This is a genomic window from Angelakisella massiliensis, assembly GCF_900104675.1.
Lineage (GTDB): Bacteria > Bacillota > Clostridia > Oscillospirales > Ruminococcaceae > Angelakisella > Angelakisella massiliensis.
Map to the genome: position 1 here is coordinate 2,974,390 of NZ_LT629945.1, position 19,293 is coordinate 2,993,682.

Sequence of the window (19,293 nt, forward strand, 5' to 3'; positions counted from 1 at the left end):
GCTATCCTCCAATCTCCATTTCTTCCTGCTGGCCGAACTCCATATCAAAGTCAAACTCCATTTCCTGCTCCCGCAGCTCCGGGATAATGTCCTCGATTTTGTCAAGAATCCGTTCCACAGATTCACGGGCCTCGTTGGAAACATCCTGATCGAGTATGCTCATCTTAACCAAACCCGCATGAAGGACCCGGAGTTCTTCTTCGGTGAACAGCGCACGTTCATCCACCAAACCGCTCCGTTTGGCGAAATCCTGCCCTGCAAATTCCTTGTTGTAAAAAATCTGGCGGGCCATCATTTCGCCGGAATCCGGGGCGGTGCGGTAGGTGGAGAACACATAGCCAAACAGATGATGCTCCTTGCAGGCGAGAGTCACGCCATTGTATTCTGCCAGCTTATAAGAGCCATTGGGAAGTTTCTCATTGGCGTCAGTATAAGGACAGTCGCGGCAGATACCCGCTTTGTTCGCCGTGTCCTGGGCCGTATCGTTGATAAGGCGAATGAGTTTGTCCTTGACTGTGACAAAGGGGTTCTGGATCACCGTATCGGCTTTGGAGAAATAGGCCACAAGCTGGTTCTTGAAATAAATATCAGCGATGTAATCGGAAGATTGGGACCGCTTCACATCAAAGCCGCGCCGGGCAAGCTGTTCAAAGAACAGCCTGTAAAAATCGGTTTTATTTCGCAATCGGTTTCCTCCTTTCCTGATAACCTTTTCGCTTCATTACATCTTTGAGAACTTCAACGAAAGCAAAAATGCGCTCTGCCGCCGCCTGATTTTTGGGGTAAACCGCAGGCAGCGGAGGGCGCCGCTGTTTTTTCAGATCGTACCATAGACAGCCGCCGTCCCTTCGTTCAGGGAACATACAGGACGGGACAGAGGTGCGCAGGGTATAAGGGCAGTTATGGCAGGGGTGTCCTTTGGGGTATTCATATTGGTGAACCGTCAAAGGGGCAATGCCATACGAACCGCTCGGAATCGACACCGGCACACCATTTTGCTTATAGGAAGTGTTCGCTTCTATCATCCTTTCTCCTTTCTGGAACCGGGTGGCCGGTCACTTTTTTGCTTTTCAAAAAATCTTCTGAAAATAGAAAAAGCAGCCCCGCAGGACTGCTTTCTGTATGGCAATATCAATTTTTTCAAGGGACTTTTCTTCCAAAGTCACAACTTTTTCAAGGGACTTTTTCCGGCAGACAGTAGATTTTCATTGAGTTTCATCTGGTGTTCGATGTCAATACTCCGCACTGAGCAGGAAATCCGCTATGTGCATTGTCTTGATTCCCTCATAGTTCCCACCGGCAAATTCGTCTGTTGTGAGAACAAATTTGGGGTAATTATCCGGTATTTCAAGCAGGCGGCTATATTCTCTCTTTTCTGTCTTTTCCGAGTTGATCTCCTGCGTCACCTGAACATAGATTTTTTCGTTTTGTCTGACTGCTACAAAATCAATCTCGCTATCTCCGGTTTTCCCCACATTGACAGTATATCCCCGTCGGCAGAGTTCCAAATATACGATATTTTCAAGGCTGGAAGCAACGCTGTCTGCGTTATAGCCGAGAACACTGTATCGCAAGGCAACATCGGCCAGATAGAATTTTTCCTGCGTTTTCAGGATTTCCTTCCCCTGCAAATCATATCTGGAACAGCGGTGAAGCAGATATGCCTTTTCCAGCTTTTCCAAATAGCTGTAAACCGTTTCGTTGTCGAGGGATCGCCGTTCTGCTTTCAGGTAATCTGCAATGGACTTGGCGGAAAAGGTGTTGCCGACATTATTGAATGTGTATTTTACGACACGCTCCAACTGGTCGATCTTCCGAACCTGATTTCGCTTTACAATATCCGAGAAGATCGTGGAATTGTATATATCCCGGACAATCGTGTAGATTTCATCCTGAGAATACGCCTGCAAATGCGTTGCCGGAAATCCTCCCAGGCGAACATAATTGGCAAGTTCTGCTTTCGGCTCCCCAACATTGGCGAATTTGCTTTTGAACATCAGATATTCGCCAAAAGACAGGGTAAAAATGCGGAAGGAAATGTATCGGCCAGTAAGATAGGTCGCTATTTCAGAGGACATCATTCTGGAGTTGGAGCCTGTAATATACAAGTCAACATCAAAATCGGATGCCAGCGAGTTTACGACCTTTTCCCAGCCTTTGATTTCCTGAACCTCGTCCAGAAACAGATAGGTCCTTCCTGTGGAGGAAAGCTGATCCTTCAATAGCGTGTAGATCTGCTTTGCCGTCATATCCTCATATTCCATAGAATCAAAACGACAGCTTATAATGCGATCTTCCGGGATGTTTCGTTCCGTTTTCAGCCTTTCCATAATCATTTTCAGTATGGTAGATTTTCCGCAGCGGCGCACCCCTGTAAGGATTTTAACAAAAGGAGTATCTACATAGGCCATAATCTTATCCACATATAACGGTCTTTCAATCATCGTGACCACCTCCATTCGCTATTATTATACCGCAAAACGCACAGGCGGTCAATCAGTTTTGCGGTTTATAATCGCAAAACTTTTCGATAATACATTTATTTGCGGATTGCTATGGTTCCACCCCCTTGTCCTTATGCCGCAGATACCACTCTTTTCGGGCCGCCTTTGACAGTTCGGTACTCATGGCCTTTTGCCGGTCGTCGTATTCCATGTCAAAACTCATAGCAGCCTGCTCCAGCGCTATTAGAATTTCGCAAATCATCTGTTCGGTGAAGTAGGCTTTCCGGGCCTCTGTATATTCAAAAGACTGGACCTCACGGTCTTTGCACAGCATGGTACGGATCACATCGAGAATTTTATTGGCGATCAGCTTATCGGCCTCTGCCACAGCCTTTTCCTGCTGTTCTTTGATGTGGGTCGGGTCGGTGTCATAGAGCATGGCAAGGCGGGTTTTGCTCTCCACATAGTCCTGAACCAGATTGTGGATGTACTCGTTGTTTTCTTTCAGGAAGGCAACAAAGGCATCCACTTCGACCTTCACATCCTCTGGCAGCAATTTGTAATACAGCCGTCCCTTTTTCGGCATTTTCTCCTTCAGCGCGAACAGGCGTGAGAGAAAGGGGGCAATCTTCATTGCACCAACAACGCTGTCCAAAGGGGAAGTCCCCAGTTCATCATCCGTGATTCGCCCAAACGCTTCACGCAGGCGGCGATATTCCTGCGGGTGAAGCTGTTCCATATACTTCTCAAACTCGTCGATCATTTCGTCTGTGATGGCCGACAGGTGTTCCTTGGCCTGCTGTTTGTCCTCGCAATATGCCTTGATGCGCTCGGCAAAGGTATCCCGAATGAGCTGCTTACGGATTTTATCCGGGATGCTTGGATGGACAAAAGGGACCATTGTTCGCTGATGTTTATTCCAGAACACCACATGGATGTGAGGATGACCTTTTTCGTTATGGTGGGAGGCCACCCATTGCAAATCCTGCACCCTGATTCCATTGAACTTTGCAAGGGTCAAAATGTGGCGGTCAATATAGTCCTCCCACGCTTTGTGATCGGACAGCCCCAATTCGGCAGCCGTTTCCGGCGAAAAGGAAATAATTCCCCGATACATATTGACACGGCGATAGGACAGCTCCCGAACCAGGCGGGCGGCTTCCTGCCAAGTGTCAAACTCTTTGACCGCCCCCAACTCCAGTTTGCCAAACAGCCCGTGGCGCATCCCCTCATTCTTCACGGCACCGGGACGAGTTGCAATGTAACCAATATGTGCATAGTTGCCTTTTGGAGTTTTCTTATAATTGGGGTGCCGGTGGCGCTGCTTATAAATCAGAATCGACACGGGACCCTCCTTGTACGGCATGGATGGCTTTCTGCATTTCCTCGTCATCCATGAAAGTACGCAACGCATCCGCGTTTTTCTGATTGGCAAATGCCAATGCCCGCTTTCGGGCCGCCGACTCAATTTTTTCAAAAGACGAATAGCGATCTTGGTCAATAAGGTCTGCGATAATGGCAATGTTGGCATAATAGCCCGCAGCCGATATGATCGTCAGGCGGTTTATCAGTCCGGCCAACCGATTTCCCAGGGCTTTGAGCTGCCCGCTGAGTTCCTGCCGGATGACCCCGTTTATCATGTCAATATTTTCGGCGGTGGTTTCCAAATCCAGATATTCGTCAATCGCCCTGCGCACTTCTTTGGAAAAGTCCGTCCCGTTCCTGGCCGCCAGCTTATTGAGCGCCCGAATGGTATCCTCCGGCAGATGGAGCGTCTTGCGCTCTGTTTTTATGGGCGATTCCTTCAAATCAATCCTCCCTTCCAGCAGAAAAGGCGCCGGTTCATCCGGCGCTCTGACAAAATGCTTTTCACATTCTAACCATTCTAACCATTCTAACGCAGAGGATGGTTAGAATCGGTGGGTAGAACGGATACAAAGTGCGGTATGACAAAAATCACACCAGAATCAAAAAATCATACTCTTTGAAATCCTCAAAACCCCGTTGAAAGCACGGCTTTCAAGCTGTTAGCCCGCCGTCAGGTATGACGGCTATTCCTGCCTTAACCGAGAACCGCAGGGCGTGGCCTGCGGATTCCGGTTGCGGGGCGCCCCCGCAGGGGGGCGGGCAGGTACAGATGAAAAGAAAAGTGCGGGCTGTCACAGTTCAAAGTCATCTTCCAGATCTTCTTGGGCGGGCGCCCACTCGGTAAAAATCTCCGCCATGATTTCGTCCTTTGTTCCTCGGACAGAGCAGCCCTCATTGGCGTAGTCCTCCAGATTGGAGAGCCGTTCAGGGATACGGTAGAACGCAAACTGCCGTCCCGGTGTCTGAATGAACAGCCGCATTTCATACCCGTCCTTCGGGTTCATTGCGTCCATCAGTTCATCCAGGGTTCCAACCCGTTCGCAGGCTTCGTGCAGGATGGAGTGCAGCATATCTTTGGGGATCTCCGCAGACCAGAGAGAGTAATCGTCTTTCCCGTGACAGGTGATGGTCTGGACTTTTGCAAAGGCAATCCGGTCGATCTTCTCCAGCGCAGAGTTCAAAATTGCCTCGGCCTCCGGCGGATGGTGGCCGCAGAGTTCCATATCCACCACAGTCCCCACGGCTTCCGCCTCTTGTTCGGTCAGAACGATGTCCACTTTTTTCTGTTCATAGGTATTTCCACGGCCATTGAGCATCAGGGAACATTCGGCAGCAATGCGGAACATCCTGTAATAGTCGTCCGCAGTTTCTCCCAATGTCTTGCCGGTAGCAAAGTTTTGAAAATAGCGCTTGCCATCTTTGTCGCGGCAGGCCAGGGAAATGTCCAGATAGATACCTTCGCTGGCCCCAAAATTGGGAATACAGAGCGCCTGGTCAAATTCAGGTAGCTCGCCCGTCAGTTCATCGGAGAACAGGAAATACTCATCCGGGAGCAGACCTTTCAGTTCCAGGTGCGTTTGCAGTCTGTCAAAGGTTTCTTTTGCGTCGGCCATGCCGATGTGCCGGACACGCCGCTTTTCATCCGGCTCACTCCAGCGATCCAATTCAAAGGTTTTGATTTTTGCCAATTTTACACCTCCATACCTTGTTCCGGTTCTTCCTCGGCGCTCTGTTCAAATGCGGTTTCCAGCTCCGCCATACGCTGACGGTCTAAATCCTCCACAGAACGCCCCTTCCGCATTTCCACCAGGTCGGTGTTAAAGTCATTCAAATGTGGCACATGAACCGCGCAGGCATATCCCTTTTCGGTGTATGCCTTCATCCATTTTGCCGCTGTAAGCTGCCCCCAATTTCGCAGTTGCCCATTCTTGTCACGGGCCAGATAGTCATTGTCCACTGCAAACACCAGCCGCTTGATCTGCGGATGGCCTTCCAGATAACGGTCAATGGCTCCATTCCAAAGGCAACCGGTAGAGATACGGTGATCTTGCATCCAGTCACGCCCATAAAAGTCAGCGGCAATAGAAGCATGGCTCATCAGGTCGATGGGCGCCTCGGTGACAATCAGCAGATCGGTTTTGCCCTCGTGGAAGAAGGGGTAGCTTTTATCTGAGCCGGTCGCATCCATTTTGAAGGAGCTGTTATCTCTGGCCGCCCGCATGGAGCAGTACCGGGCGGTTCCTTCCGCATCGTAGCCTACAAACACGCAGTTGCCATACTTCTTTTCCTGATAAATCATCTTCCGATTCATAAAGTGGCTTACGATTTTGGGGCTGATACCTCGGACAGAAACCAGATACCAATATCCAGGCTCACAGTCTAATCCCTCCGTTTCTTCCTGCAATCGCTCCAAATACTCGTCGATGTCCAGTTCCTCATACTGAAATTGGAGCGATTCAACGATTGCCGGATTGCAGTCCTCCGGCAGATGCTCCTTTACAGCATCCTGAACATCCCGGATTTCCCCCAGGAATCCCCAGCAGCTATCCACCTCCACATCTTCCTTGAAAAGCTGGAATCCATAGCACTGGTTGGTCAGGTAGTAATCGTACTCCTTGACTTCGGCTTCCAGGGTTTGACGAACCTTCTCCAATATTTCAGGGGTGATTTTCCCGTGTTCCTGCTCGATCATCGCTTTATCTGCGTAGATCCAGCCAACCTGACCGGAATCCCACGGGCAAGAAAAGCCGCAGGTGTTCATGGTGATCCCGCTGTGATCGTACAGGTAAAGCGGAAGAATCACCATACCATCCATTTGTTCTACCAGCGAAAACAGTTCGCCGGTGGTGAGGGCAGAAAGGCAATCATCCAAAAACCAGTCCGGGACTTCATCTTTCAACGAGGCCGCATAGCTGGAGGACACATACCAATCGCTGTCTGAACTCCAGTGCTGATTCTCCCGCAATTCCCACTCCCGCGTGGAGCGGTTGTATTCCAATCGGGCATCTTTGGCCTTGCCAGATTTGAGAAATGCAAAAACCGGATTGTTCCGGTCATGGCCGCTGGAGTATTCAGAAAACAGCAGGTTCCGCAGGAAATCGCTTGGCTCATCATAATCGTGCTTCTCGCCCAGGCTGTATCTGCTATGCCAGCAGACCATTTTTCCCAGGCAGTCGTGATCCTCACGAGGGTTCAGAGGGGTATCATCATCCAGTATGAAAAGGGTGTAGGGCGCCATTGTCGCTGTCATCGGCATATCGCTTCACCTCCCTCCAGACAGGTCGATTCGCTTAGTTGGCGCCGTGGCGGTTGCGATACCAGCCAAAATAGAAAAGGCCGCCAATCATGGCGGCGGCAGCGGATACACTCAAAATTGCTTTTTTCATATTGGCTCCTTTCAAAAACCAGATTTACAGTTCCATATCCTGTTCTTCCTCACAGTCCAATACAGGGCTGTCCGGCGGGGACATCCCATGTTCTTCAAACTGCTGTCGGGTCTGAATCGCAGCGGACAGTTTGGAAAGCAGGTCAAACATTTTGGTGCTGTTCCGGCTGCCTTTGAAATAGCGGTAGTTCCATTCTCCAATTTGGGGATCGTACCGGATACTGTGAAGCGAATTGATGATCCAGCCCTGTGTTTTGAGAGGAACAGGAATTTCATGCTCACGAAAGAGCTGCATAATGAGAGATTTGCCGTTGATCTCCCGGTTTATCACCTCCTTGTATTATAGAGTAGTAGTTATTAAAGCCCCTCTCCAAGGGCTGTGCTACACTGTAAGGGATGCTGTGGATTGGTGATCATCTCCTACCACAAGATGGCTCAAGAAAGGTTCCAACCACAGCCCCTTACACTTTTGTTGATCAGTTAAATACCGCCAGACGGTTTATGTGGAACAAGGCTACAAAAGTAAGGCGCACTGTGGATGCAGCATCACATATTTACCGCTGGAGGGATTTGTTATGGTGATTTCTGTTGGTATCGATGTCTCAAAGGATAAACACGATTGCTTTATCGTCAACTCTGAGGGCGAAGTCCTGGCAGATGTGTTCACTATCCCCAACAACATGGATGGGTTTCACTATCTGTTACAACGAATCCAGGATTGCGCCAACACGCAGAACAAAATAAAAGTAGGGCTTGAGGCGACCGGACATTACAGCTACAATCTGCTCGGGTTCCTTCTCGACAACGGTCTACCCACCTATGTCTTGAATCCCTTGCGCACAAACCTTTACCGAAAAAGCCTCAGTCTCAGAAAGACCAAAACCGACCGGGTGGATGCACGAACGATTGCCACTATGCTGTTATCCGATGCGGGCCTCAAGCCCTACACAGATACAGCATACCACAACGAGGAATTAAAGTCACTGACCAGATACCGTTTTGACAAGGTGAAGGAGCGTGCCAAGCTGAAAAGTTCTGTCTCCCGACTGGTCTGCATCCTGTTCCCCGAACTGGAAAAGCTGGTTCCTTCTCTGCATACTGCTTCTGTCTACACCTTACTGGAAGAATTCTCCGGTGCCAAACAAATTGCCGCAGCTCATTTGACGAGGCTGAAAACACTGCTCGAAACCGCCTCTAAAGGCCACTACAAACGGGACATGGCTCTTGAGATCCGAGATGCCGCCAGAAACTCTATTGGCTCCTGGATGCCCGCCAAGTCCCTTGAATTACAGCACACCATCCGGCTCATCCGTGAACTGGATGTCGAGATCGCCGAGATTGAGGAACAAATCCAGTCCATTATGGATGAGCTGTGTTCTCCCATTACCACCATCCCAGGGCTGGGGTTCCGCATGGCTGCCATGATCTTAGCCGAGGTGGGTGACTTCACCCGCTTTGACTCCCCAGACAAGCTATTGGCCTATGCGGGGATGTCGCCATCCACTTACCAGTCTGGGCAACTCAAAAACTGTTACCCCCACATGGAAAAACGCGGCTCCAGATACTTACGCTACGCCCTTTACAACGCGACCAAATATGTCTGTCACTGGAACCCGACCTTTGCTGCCTATCTTGCTAAGAAGCGTGCGGAGGGCAAACACTACAATGTCGCGCTTTCTCATGCTGCCAAAAAGTTGGTTCGTCTAATCTTTGCCATGGAGAAATCCAGGCAGCCATATTGCTCGGCAGCTTGAGGGCAACTACTTAAATAGCCAGCAGAGGCCTGACAAGACCTTAGCTTTGCTATACCTTTTTGAGCTATCCTTTTTCACCACCACCATTCATTTTGGGGCTTGACTTTTAATAGTTAATCTTTCCCGCCATAATATTTCCTTCGGCCTCACGGATGGCGGAATCGTAACGGGCCTGTCGTTCTTGTGCCAACTGCTGTTCACGGGCGTCTTGCTGCGCCCGCCTTTCATCAGCTTGACGCTGCCGTTCCGCAGCAATGGGGGCATTGTGGGCTTTTGCTTCCTCATACCGTCCAAGCAGATTGGCAAATCCCAGATCAGCCCACCGGTCCGGGGCTTCCATACTCTGATTGAAAACCCTCTCGATCTCACCCCGGATGCCATGCTCCAGCGTAGGCAGCCATTTCAGGACTTCCTCAAGTCGGTGCCGCTGGTCAATGCCCACCATAAACCCGTCACATGGAATATAAACCGTTTGGAAGAACTCCCGTTTCTTCTCCATTGTGTAGAGTTCAATGCCGTTTTCGTTGTAGAAGCGGTAGTAGTAGTGCTTGTTGCCCATCAGGTCTTTGGCAAAGACCCGGTTCTCGTCTTTTTCCTTTGGCGGAAAGATGTCCTTTTTCTTTTCATCCGGTCGGGTATAGCGGGGCGAAAGACCGGTGCGCTCCAAACTGTCTGCAATCAGCTTTTGGACTTTTTCAATACCGCCATGCTTCTCAACGAAACCGGCCAAGTCCTCCGCTTGCTGGAGAGAACAGAATTGCAGTCCGGTTTTTCCTTCATAAACGGAGCCTCTATGCTGAAACAGGTCCAGGCCAAACTCATTGCGGACCGGCTTTGTTTCTTGGGCTGGCAAAAAAGCACCTTCTCGAAAGAGATAGCCGACAGCCGAATGTTTCTCGCCCATATATCACCACCTCACATCACTGCTCCAGCTCATGCTCGTTGTCATCGTCCAGGCGCAGAGCAAGGAACTCTTTGATACAGTGTTCTGCCGCCTCGTCAGTGGGGTACAGCAGTTCCAGCGTCAGGTCATCCAAGTTCTGATCTTCCAGACGGGGATAGCCCGCCAGAGTGTTTTTGATATACGCCGTGAGAAGATCGTGGGGGCTGAATGCCTCCAGCAGCATGATCTTATACTTCGGCAGAAGCGCAGGCAGGAACTCTTTCAGAATCCCAATCTTCCTCGCCATCAGATCGTTGTCCGTTTTCATCCAAAATCACCTCGCTTTCCTGTAATGATTCAAACTCCAACTTAGTGTTGATTTCCGTGAGTTGGGCAACCTTTTCCGACAATTCTTCCTCATAAAGAAACGGCTGTCCAACCTGCTGTTGGGCAACCGCCAGTTGTTTTTGTGTTTCTTTCAATTCGCGCCGTGCATCTTCAAGATAGTTGGGAATCCGTTCAGCAAGATTCTCGATACGGGTAATCGTTCCCTGACCGGAATTGCCTATATCCGTCCCATACAGCAAAGCGCCCCTCAGAATAATATCCCTTTCAAACGGATTGAAGTTCACGAAAAGAGAAAAGCCACGATATGAACCAATTTCAAACTCATATTCATCTTTTCCACGGCCTTCACTTATCATCCGATAAAGAAGGGCAAATGCTTCGCCCGCTGCCGGTCGCTCCGTATAATGCTTTCCATCCAGCACGATGGAGAAATCCTTGCCTTCGGTCTGACCCAACAGAGAAATGTCCTGCGTGACTCGCTCAATTTTCTGCTCATATTCCCGGATGCGGGATGGATATGTCAAGTTAACCTTGTGTTCCAAAGCAAGCTGTTCATTGCTCCACGCACCACGCAGAATTTTCAATTCCGTGACCCGGTTTTCCAATTCCATCTTCTGTGCGACCATCGGATTGTCGGTAGCGGCCGCCTTGAACTGTGCGGCAGACAGGACGGTTTCATCCACATCCTCACAAGAGCGGGCAATGTGTTTTCCGGTGAGAATCTGCGTGATATAGCGCAATTTCTGCTCCTGAATCTGCCAGAGATACGCATCAAATGTTCCTTTGGCTACGAATTGCTTTATCATAATTTCAGGGTTTTCGTTGCCCTGCCGTACCCCACGTCCATTTCGCTGTGTAATGTCAGAGGGCTTCCACGGACAGTCCAGATGGTCAATGGAGATTACCTTATTCTGAACATTCACGCCGGTTCCCAGCTTGCTGGTGCTGCCGATTAAGATACGGACTTTTCCTTGGCGGGTACGCTCGAACAGTTCCTGCCGCTGTGCTTCAGAAGTGGCGTCGTGAACAAAGGCTATCTCCGATTCCGGCACACCCTTTGCCAGCAGCACATTTCTTATTTCATCATATACATTGAATTTCCCGGCTTTGGGAGTGCCAACATCACAAAAGACAAGCTGCGTGGAAGCAGAGGCGGCGGTGTCCTTCCAAACCTGATAAACATCCTCAATGCAGACACTCAACTTACTTCCTGTACCATCCGCATCCGGTCGAATCAGGCGCGGGTCAATCGCCATCAGGCGGGCCTCACCGGTCAGCTTCAGCATATTATCTTCTTCCGGCTTCACTCGGCCGGTTCGGATTGCTTCCGCCCGCAGAATAAAATCGGCCATGATCGCCTGCTGTGCAGGTGTGGCTTCCACCGAAACAATCTCCGCTTTACCAGTGCGAACAGCCGGGAGTCCGGGAATATCCAACATATCCGCTGTTTTGATGTCAGCGACCTCACGAAAGACAGCCATCAGTTCAGGGAGATTGTAGAAACGGACGAAGCGATCACGCATCCGATAGCCGCCGCCCTCGGGAACGAGTTTGTCAAGATGATTTTTGCAAGTTTTCTAAATTCAAATATTTATCCGCTGAAAAATCTCCCAACATCTCGTGTCTGCATATTTCTTGAAACACCGTATTCAAAGGCTTCTTCGCACTTTCCGATTGCTTCACATTGACAATAAAAGTTGTTTTGCCTATTCGTGTTGTATAAGATAAAGTGTTTTCTTTCATATAGTCCGTTTCTCCTTTTCATAAATTGACTGGTGGGGCATTCCGTTTGGAACACCCCACAAATACAGCCTGTTTCATCGGAACATATCAAGAAGTCATTAAGTCGTGAGTATAATGGAAATGGTTATCTCTCCATATCCCGCTTGTTTCTTCGTGCCTTGGTACGCTCTTGTCTTTCTTTTTCCCTTGCTTCTTTTTCGGCTCGTTCCTGTGCTTCCTTAAAAGAAAAAAGTTGCTTCACTTTTTCGGTAAAAAGTTTAGCAACTTCGGGGAAATGTTCCAACGCTTCAAGAAAAGGTCTGCACTTTTCTTTCAGTTCGTTGTATTTGGTTTTCATTCGTTCCAATGCGTTTGCACTGTCCATATACTTCTGTCGGTAAAAATTTGCACTCTGCTCAAATTTTTTGATTTCCGCACGACTGGTAATACCCTCTTTGGCAAGGGCTGTCAGTTGAGAATAATCCTCTTTGGAGATTGCCATTTTACCTGTGATTGTTTTCTGCCCCATACTGTCAATCTCGTTTAAGGTTTTGGAGATATGACGGGCAGGCTCATACTTGACCTGTTCCTTTTGAATACGCTTCTGCAACTTCTCCAATCGCTCTTTGTCCTGTTGGATTTGATATTGCAGGGAAGTCAAATGCTCTGCTGTACTTCCGTATTCGCCACGCTGAAAGCCTTTGAACCCTTGCTCCGTCATATAGTGAAACAATTCATCTTGCAGTATGCTGTACGAAGCTCTAAACATCGGCTTTCCGTTCTTCCTAAGAAGCGGCTTTCCTTTTTCATCGGTCAGCGGAATATCCGATTTCCATTTCTTTGAATGGCTTATCTGATTAACAACTTCCTTGACCGTTCCTCGCAGTTTTTCGTCTTTGCAACGCTTACTCCATAGGATTTCTTTCTCCACCACTGGCAGAACCATAGCGTGAAGATGATAATGGTAAACCTCTTTTCCCAGTTCCTCGGTTGCGGCTACATTGATTTCATCAGCGTGCATTACTGCCGATATAACATTGTCAGCACCGAATTTTTCCACGATGAAACGATAGGCTTCTTCATAAAACTGCTTTGCGTATTCATAGCCACCATTACGCTCGAAGTACATCGTATTCACATCAATCACTATCTCATTAAAGAGTGTTGCGTCTCTCCTCAACCCACGAAGCGACACCTGACCGTCTGCTTCCATCTGTTTTAACTGTTCCATATAGGTAGGGGCAGTCGGCTTTTTGAAATGCACATTAAAGGGTATTCGTTCCTCAATCACATTCATATTTTCGTAGGTTTCATTCTTGCGTTCGTTGTGCCTTTCCGCCTTGCTCACATCAGAAGCGGTGTACTGTTTTACCCTTGCACAACTCATATCCGCCTTGTCGATTTTTGCCATTTTGCTCTCCTTTCTCGGCAGGGGCGAAGCCATTACACAACATTCTTTGAATGTGTGTAACCCACTATGACACTTTCAGACTTCGTCTGCAAAGATGTCGTGGGCAAGGGAGTTCCCCCTTGACCTCCTTTTGATACCTCAATCATAAAAACAGACTGTCCTCCCATCAGACAGCCTGCTTTTATTCTCTCGGTATATCGCCCATCGGCAAAGACCAGTACCACAGAAAGCCTTTCTTTTGGGAGATAACTTCTGCTTTCTTCTTTGCCTTTTTGATGGTCGATTTTTTGAACCCAGCGGCTTCAAGTCTTTCTTCGCAATCCGAAGAAAGCATTTCTCCGTCTTTCAGCATTTCCAAAAGAAATTCTTTCGCCTTGGTTTCCTTTTCGTTCGGTCTGCCCATTTTAGGGGCAAGGGACTGGAACGCTTCTTCTGCTGTCATTTCCATTTCAGAAATAAAGTCCACTCCCTTTTCTGCAACCTCAAAGAGAATTGCAGAGCCTGTCGGGGCAAGGTTGGATTTCACTTGAACCATATATCTTTCCGCCGGTGCTTCTTTGTTCGGTGTGCGTGTGATTGCAAAAATACTTCTTGCAGCACCCGCAATATCAATCGAACCGTTGGTACGATAAAGAGGGTTGGTATCTCTCATCTTGTTCATATGAGCGATAATCACGATGGCACAGCCAGTATTTTTTGCAACTGCAATCAAGTGATTAAACTCTGCCCTTGTTTCGTTGGCATTGTTCATTGAACAGTTCTCTCCGATATAGGAACTCATCGGGTCAAGAATTAAAAGTTTTGCGTGATACTTTTCGATTGCTTCAGCAATACGGTTATCTCCAAAGGATAAAGACTTTTCATCTTCCTTGATGAAGATAAGGTTTTCTCCGTTCCCACCGGCAGAGTTAAATCGGGGTACTACCGTATCGTCTGCATCATCTTCCGTTGTCTGATAGATGATAGTCATAGGCTCATTTTCTTCCGTTTCAGTAAAAGGCAGAGGTTCGCCCTTAGAGAGCAGTGCGGCGATTGACAGCATTAACTTGCTTTTTCCATCGCCCGGATCGCCCTGCAACAGCGTAACCTTGCCGTACGGAATATACGGATACCACAGCCATTTCACTTCCTTCGGCTCAATCTCACTTGCCTTAATAACTTCGAGAGGGACATTTACATTCATTTCATTTTCCATTTGCTTCATTTTTCTTCGTTCTCCTTTTCGATAAATACTTAGGGCAAAGCACCACGATACAACGGAAACTCTGCTTGCAGTCATTACTGCATTTTCTGCAAAGTTCGTTGTAGGTAATGCGATTTCTTTCGTTCAGAAACAATGCCCAATCTTGTTTCCGTTTCTTACTCATTCTCGGCATATCAATCCTCCTTTCCGTCTGAAAATAAAAAAACCACAGGAAAGATACTCAGAGCCTTGTTTCTGTCATTTTTCGGGGCGAAAATCGGGCAAAATTGCCTTTCTAAGCCTTTCAAAAAAATCACGCAAGGTATTTGTACTAACCTGTGGTTATGTATGAAATTGTAGGGTTTGGGGCAACAAAAAACACCGTATTTCTACGATGTTTTCTGTCATTCAAGTAGCAAAAAACGTGACCACTAAAATTATAATCATAAGAACAGGCAAAAAGCGAAGATACCGTTCTAATAGAGCTTTTTAGACTTGTTTTTTGGGGCTTTATATTACTTTCCCTATTTTTTAAGGGTATAGGGTGTTACATCAAGTTCTTAGTATATGAAATTTGCAGATTATTCTTGGATTTGGCTCAAATCAAATGCACCGTTCTCAATCAACTTCAAAATTGTGTCTGCCAAGTTGTTTTTTACAGTTTCACTTTCATTTTCAACGCCAGAATACTCTACATAAATAGTGTTCTCTCCCATATCAAAGGTTGCATAATATATTACGGTTTTGACACCTTGACTATTTGACTTTGTTACGAAATATCCTGCGTTGATATCAACGCCGTCTACACTTGAAGTGATTGTATTTCCATCAATGATAGTATCTAATAGATTTACACCCTGTTTAGAAACTACCATTCTTGTATCATCAATTTTTCCCTCAAAACCCAGAATATTATGATTGTCAGCATCAAAATAAGCATCTGCGGTAACAGGCAAGTCTGCAAAAAGCATTTCAATTTCAGCATCGCTCAAAGGTCTTGTTGTTACATTTAAGTTAATTGAAGATTGTGATAAGTCATTTTTAACAAAAGTAATTGTTTCTCCATCATTCAGCGTGGCAATATCGTTTTTTGTACCAAACAGATTGCTTTGAAAAACTCCCACTCCAATCACAGCAACGAGTACGAAGCAAGCTGCAACAGACACCCATTTTTGCCGATTAGTTATTTTACTTGTTTTTTTCATAGGTTCAGCCTCCTTAATATACTGATTATCGACATTTCCCAATGCCCTTAAAAGTTTCTTTTCTTTCATACAGAGATACCTTCTTTCTCTAACAATTTTTTGAGTTCGTTCCTTGAACGAAATAATGACATCTTGATTTTGCTCTCGCTCATACCATATTCCGTTGCAATTTCTTTAATGGGCGATAAATACCAATATCTTCTCATAAAGATTTTTCGCTGTTCTAATGACAGGGAAGAAAGAAAGCGGTTGAGAATATCCGTTAGAGCGATTTCTTCAACAATGTTTTCTGTACTATCCAACGATGGTATGCACTCTTGTATTTCATCAAAAACCAATGGCATTTGCCCACCATTACGTTTCTTTGCATTAAGCAGTTCGTACCTGTCCAAAGATAGGTTGCGAGTAATCTTCCCTAAAAAAGTTTTTAGGACAGATGGACGGTTAGGCGGTATGCTGTTCCAAGCTCTTAAATAAGTATCATTTACACATTCCTCGCTATCTTCGTCATTGTGAAGAATATTAAAGGCTATGTATCTGCAATACTTTCCGTATTTTTTTGAAGTTTCGGATATAGCAGCTTCGGAGCGCTCCCAATATAAATCTAATATCTGCTTATCATCCATAGGCTTCTCCTCCTTTCCCTTGTATTAAGGCCTTTCACCCTAATAAACGGGAAAAATGTGTCAAGCGTCACTTAAATTCAAAAAATATTTATTCAAAGATTAGCTTTCATTTTTTGAAAGAATATAATAAAACAGCAAAAGGCTTACACCTACAAGTCTCTTAATATTCAATGCGGAAAATTACAATTCATCACTCTCATTTTAACACATCATACCATCTTTATGAACTTTCAATTTAACCACTTCCATTACACTCACGACTTAATGACTTCTTGAATACTTCCCGAAAAAGAAAACTGCCATCAGTAAAGACAGCAGTTCCTTTTCGGCTGGTATGCTATTAGGAATACACAATATCGTTCAATACAATCTCATCTGCACAGGCTCGGATATTATTCATCAATCCGACCCATCTCATCATATCCTCCGCTTTCAGTTGTTCCGTCACACCTTGTTTTCTTGCCATTTCCTTTATCAGATACTCCGCCATATTACACGCCGAAGTATCAATTTCAGCAAGGTGTTCATATAACTTTCCGCTTGTAAGCAGATTGCAATATAAGACTTTCCTATGCTCCCTCAAATATCTTTCCCTCATTCTTCCGTATTTTGTGAGCGTAGGCGGTTCTTCGTTTTCTATCGTCAAGCAGGGATAGTAATAATCTCCGATGAGTTCGTACTGGATACCAGTTCTTTCGTCTGTAATAAATCTTTGCATTCTGATTTCTCCTTTCGCTTCTTGTGATAAAATTCCAAAGATTTCTCGTTGTGATTTTGCTTTTGACATTCTTCGGAACAGAATTTCTGCTGACTGTGTGCAGGCCAGTAGGTACTGCCACACACAGCACATACACGCTGACGATAATAATGATTTCCTTTTTCTGCTTCTCTGTCGGCTTTTGTCTTATCCTGCCTTGCCTGATAGCAACAATCCTTTGAACAGAATATCTGTCGGTTACTTGTAGGCACAAACTCTTTTTGACAGTGAGGACATATCTTTGTCTTGACGATTTCTCCACCGTTTTCAGCGAGTTTTTTCGCCTTTCGCTTCTCTCGGTAGGCTTTTTCACGCTCACGCTGTTTTGCCAAGCGTTCCATCTCAATCTGTTCTTCCTGTGCCTTTATTTCAGCAAGTTCTTCTTCTGTATAGGCAATATCGACCTGCCCGACATAGTTGAAGTAAATATCAACCTTTTGTGTCCTTGCTTTTCCCACACCCTCTGCTTCATAAACCACAATCTTGTCAATGAGTTCAGCAAACATCAAATCGGAAATTTCTGTCGGCTCTTTGCACTTGCGAATTAAAGAAATGAAATGCTTAATATCAACAGCATTTACTTTTTCTTCGGTAAGTTCCTTTTCCATTTCCTCAATCTTCGTTTCCAGTTCAGCCTGTTCGTCATCGTACTGCTTCATCAGTTGCTTATACTGTCTTTCGGGCAGTAATCCCGAAACAAGATTTTCATACAAGCCACGAATAAGTTTAGACAATTCATCGTATCGCTTCTGAAAACGGTGCAATTCCGATTTATTGTGCTTTGGCTTTTCTGTCTGCTTTTCATTCCAAAGTGCTTGAAGTTCCTTTGCAAAGGCTTCTTCGTCATTCAGAACAAATCTTGATAATCGTTTGACAGCCGATAATATCAAGGCTTCAACATTATCAGCACTAATTGAATGGGCAGAGCAGGAGTTTACTCTGCTTGCATACCCACCGCAACGGTAAGAATACTGCACCGAACGGTCTTTTTTACTGTAATGCGTTTGCAGGGTCATTCTTCTGCCACAATCCGCACAGTACAGATAACCGCTTAAACGGTTGCTATGCGTACCTTTGGCTGCTGTCCTGTTCGCTCGTTTCTTTCGCTTCTGAACGCTGTCCCAAAGTTCCTGCGAGATGATAGGCTCGTGCGTATTATAAAATACATACTGTTCATCTTCATCGGTATTCTTTCTTTTGTGCAGTTTGAAATTGGTGCTGACCGATTTACGCAAAACAGTATGACCGAGATATTCCTGTCTGCTTAAAATCGCTCTTATGGTTGACATTCCCCAAAGATACGGGTCTGTAAACTTTATTCCATTATACTGTTCGGGGTGATATTCCTTTGCGTGTGCAGCCGGAATTAAAACCTTTTCTTCGGTAAGCAATTCAGCGATTGCTCTCGGACTTTTGCCCTCGTTGGCAAGCAGAAAGATACGCTTTACCACCTCAGAAGCCACAGGGTCAACGACAAGCGTTTGTTTGTCGGTTGCTAATCGGTTATATCCATAGGGAATTGAACCGCTACAACGCTTTCCGTCTTTCATACGAGCATCAAACACAGCCTTAATTTTATTGCTTGTGTCTTTGGCGTACCATTCGTTCATTATATTCAAAAATGGGGCAAAGTCATTATCAGAAGCATTATTACTGTCAATGCTGTTGTTTATTGCAAGAAAACGGACATCTTTCTGTGGGAACAGAACTTCCGTATAAAAGCCGACTTGCAGATAGTTTCGTCCTAATCGGCTCATATCCTTAACAATAATCGTTGCGACATTTCCTGCTTCTACTTCCTTAATCAACTCCTGAAAACTCGGACGATTGAAATTCACACCCGAAAAACCATCGTCAGTAAAATGACGGATATTCGTAAAGCCATTTCTTCGGGCGTAATCTTCCAAGTATTGCTTTTGGTTGGTGATTGAATTTGACTCACCATTGAGGTCATCATCTCTTGATAAACGCTCATAAATTGCTGTAATCTTTGAAGTCCTTGACATTCTCTTATCCTCCTTTCTTTATGTAATCTGATTTAGCATTACAGGGATTACTCCCTCTGCTAATAGGAGAAAATAGGGGTGCAAAGCGGAACTGTTTTTCAAGAAAATTAAAAGATTTTTTTGAAGTTCCAAAACCGATTTTGATAGCCTATTTTCAATTTAGGAACGCATTATTTATCGTCCTACTAAATTATATCCTTC

Annotated in this window: 20 protein-coding genes; 1 reads left to right on the top strand and 19 read right to left on the bottom strand. The window is 46.1% G+C overall.

From position 1 onward, the window contains the following. Nucleotide 1: 1 nt before the first annotated feature. The 8 genes from BQ5383_RS19655 to BQ5383_RS19690 all read right to left on the bottom strand — a co-directional run bounded on the left by BQ5383_RS19655 (nucleotide 2) and on the right by BQ5383_RS19690 (nucleotide 7,492). Nucleotides 2-685, bottom strand: coding sequence for a hypothetical protein (locus tag BQ5383_RS19655; RefSeq protein ID WP_071434875.1), 684 nt, complete (start codon nucleotides 683-685; stop codon nucleotides 2-4). Further along, nucleotides 675-1,025, bottom strand: a complete 351-nt coding sequence (locus BQ5383_RS19660) for a hypothetical protein (RefSeq protein ID WP_058963980.1) — start codon at nucleotides 1,023-1,025, stop codon at nucleotides 675-677. The genes BQ5383_RS19655 and BQ5383_RS19660 overlap by 11 nt, the downstream gene beginning before the upstream one ends. A 207-nt stretch (nucleotides 1,026-1,232) precedes the next feature. Continuing rightward, complete coding sequence (locus tag BQ5383_RS19665; RefSeq protein WP_025544412.1) at nucleotides 1,233-2,444, bottom strand: ATP-binding protein; 1,212 nt, start codon at nucleotides 2,442-2,444, stop codon at nucleotides 1,233-1,235. A 109-nt stretch (nucleotides 2,445-2,553) separates the two neighbouring features. Beyond that, nucleotides 2,554-3,789: a MobP3 family relaxase gene (mobP3, locus tag BQ5383_RS19670; protein ID WP_071434877.1), complete on the bottom strand. Its 1,236-nt coding sequence runs from the start codon at nucleotides 3,787-3,789 to the stop codon at nucleotides 2,554-2,556. Next, nucleotides 3,770-4,252: a ribbon-helix-helix domain-containing protein gene (locus BQ5383_RS19675; protein ID WP_071434879.1), complete on the bottom strand. Its 483-nt coding sequence runs from the start codon at nucleotides 4,250-4,252 to the stop codon at nucleotides 3,770-3,772. The genes mobP3 and BQ5383_RS19675 overlap by 20 nt, the downstream gene beginning before the upstream one ends. A gap of 351 nt (nucleotides 4,253-4,603) precedes the next feature. Further along, nucleotides 4,604-5,500 (bottom strand): hypothetical protein, encoded by an 897-nt coding sequence (locus tag BQ5383_RS19680; RefSeq protein WP_055180672.1) that lies wholly within the window; start codon nucleotides 5,498-5,500, stop codon nucleotides 4,604-4,606. Nucleotides 5,501-5,502: 2 nt separating this feature from the next. After that, nucleotides 5,503-7,068 (bottom strand): DUF3991 domain-containing protein, encoded by a 1,566-nt coding sequence (locus BQ5383_RS21725; RefSeq protein ID WP_071434881.1) that lies wholly within the window; start codon nucleotides 7,066-7,068, stop codon nucleotides 5,503-5,505. 154 nt (nucleotides 7,069-7,222) lie between these two features. Then, nucleotides 7,223-7,492, bottom strand: a complete 270-nt coding sequence (locus tag BQ5383_RS19690) for a hypothetical protein (RefSeq protein ID WP_207646825.1) — start codon at nucleotides 7,490-7,492, stop codon at nucleotides 7,223-7,225. A 283-nt stretch (nucleotides 7,493-7,775) separates the two neighbouring features. On the opposite strand from BQ5383_RS19690, the gene BQ5383_RS19695 reads away from it, so the two are divergent. Beyond that, nucleotides 7,776-8,951, top strand: coding sequence for an IS110 family RNA-guided transposase (locus BQ5383_RS19695; protein ID WP_071435302.1), 1,176 nt, complete (start codon nucleotides 7,776-7,778; stop codon nucleotides 8,949-8,951). 106 nt (nucleotides 8,952-9,057) lie between these two features. Here the strand turns inward: BQ5383_RS19695 and BQ5383_RS19700 are convergent, their stop codons facing one another. The 11 genes from BQ5383_RS19700 to BQ5383_RS19745 all read right to left on the bottom strand — a co-directional run bounded on the left by BQ5383_RS19700 (nucleotide 9,058) and on the right by BQ5383_RS19745 (nucleotide 19,092). Continuing rightward, a complete protein-coding gene (locus BQ5383_RS19700; protein WP_235822026.1) occupies nucleotides 9,058-9,804 on the bottom strand; it encodes a hypothetical protein in 747 nt (248 codons plus the stop codon). A 67-nt stretch (nucleotides 9,805-9,871) separates the two neighbouring features. Further along, entirely contained in the window at nucleotides 9,872-10,141 is a 270-nt protein-coding gene (locus BQ5383_RS19705) for a hypothetical protein (protein ID WP_154024564.1), read from the bottom strand. Beyond that, nucleotides 10,083-11,705 (bottom strand): helicase C-terminal domain-containing protein, encoded by a 1,623-nt coding sequence (locus BQ5383_RS19710; protein WP_071434885.1) that lies wholly within the window; start codon nucleotides 11,703-11,705, stop codon nucleotides 10,083-10,085. The genes BQ5383_RS19705 and BQ5383_RS19710 overlap by 59 nt, the downstream gene beginning before the upstream one ends. A 31-nt stretch (nucleotides 11,706-11,736) precedes the next feature. After that, entirely contained in the window at nucleotides 11,737-11,925 is a 189-nt protein-coding gene (locus BQ5383_RS19715) for a transposon-encoded TnpW family protein (protein ID WP_004452856.1), read from the bottom strand. 124 nt (nucleotides 11,926-12,049) lie between these two features. Next, nucleotides 12,050-13,315: a plasmid recombination protein gene (locus BQ5383_RS19720; protein ID WP_071428837.1), complete on the bottom strand. Its 1,266-nt coding sequence runs from the start codon at nucleotides 13,313-13,315 to the stop codon at nucleotides 12,050-12,052. Nucleotides 13,316-13,496: 181 nt separating this feature from the next. Next, nucleotides 13,497-14,519, bottom strand: a complete 1,023-nt coding sequence (locus tag BQ5383_RS19725; protein ID WP_207646796.1) for an AAA family ATPase — start codon at nucleotides 14,517-14,519, stop codon at nucleotides 13,497-13,499. After that, on the bottom strand, nucleotides 14,500-14,691 hold the full coding sequence (locus tag BQ5383_RS21730; RefSeq protein WP_054325471.1) for a hypothetical protein: 192 nt from the start codon (nucleotides 14,689-14,691) through the stop codon (nucleotides 14,500-14,502). The genes BQ5383_RS19725 and BQ5383_RS21730 overlap by 20 nt, the downstream gene beginning before the upstream one ends. 388 nt (nucleotides 14,692-15,079) lie before the next feature. Next, nucleotides 15,080-15,772, bottom strand: coding sequence for a hypothetical protein (locus BQ5383_RS19730; protein WP_054690455.1), 693 nt, complete (start codon nucleotides 15,770-15,772; stop codon nucleotides 15,080-15,082). Continuing rightward, complete coding sequence (locus BQ5383_RS19735) at nucleotides 15,769-16,329, bottom strand: RNA polymerase sigma factor (RefSeq protein WP_071428839.1); 561 nt, start codon at nucleotides 16,327-16,329, stop codon at nucleotides 15,769-15,771. The genes BQ5383_RS19730 and BQ5383_RS19735 overlap by 4 nt, the downstream gene beginning before the upstream one ends. Nucleotides 16,330-16,669: 340 nt before the next feature. Then, a complete protein-coding gene (locus BQ5383_RS19740) occupies nucleotides 16,670-17,047 on the bottom strand; it encodes a TnpV protein (protein ID WP_054325472.1) in 378 nt (125 codons plus the stop codon). Further along, a complete protein-coding gene (locus tag BQ5383_RS19745) occupies nucleotides 16,972-19,092 on the bottom strand; it encodes a recombinase family protein (RefSeq protein WP_071428840.1) in 2,121 nt (706 codons plus the stop codon). The genes BQ5383_RS19740 and BQ5383_RS19745 overlap by 76 nt, the downstream gene beginning before the upstream one ends. Nucleotides 19,093-19,293: the final 201 nt, after the last annotated feature.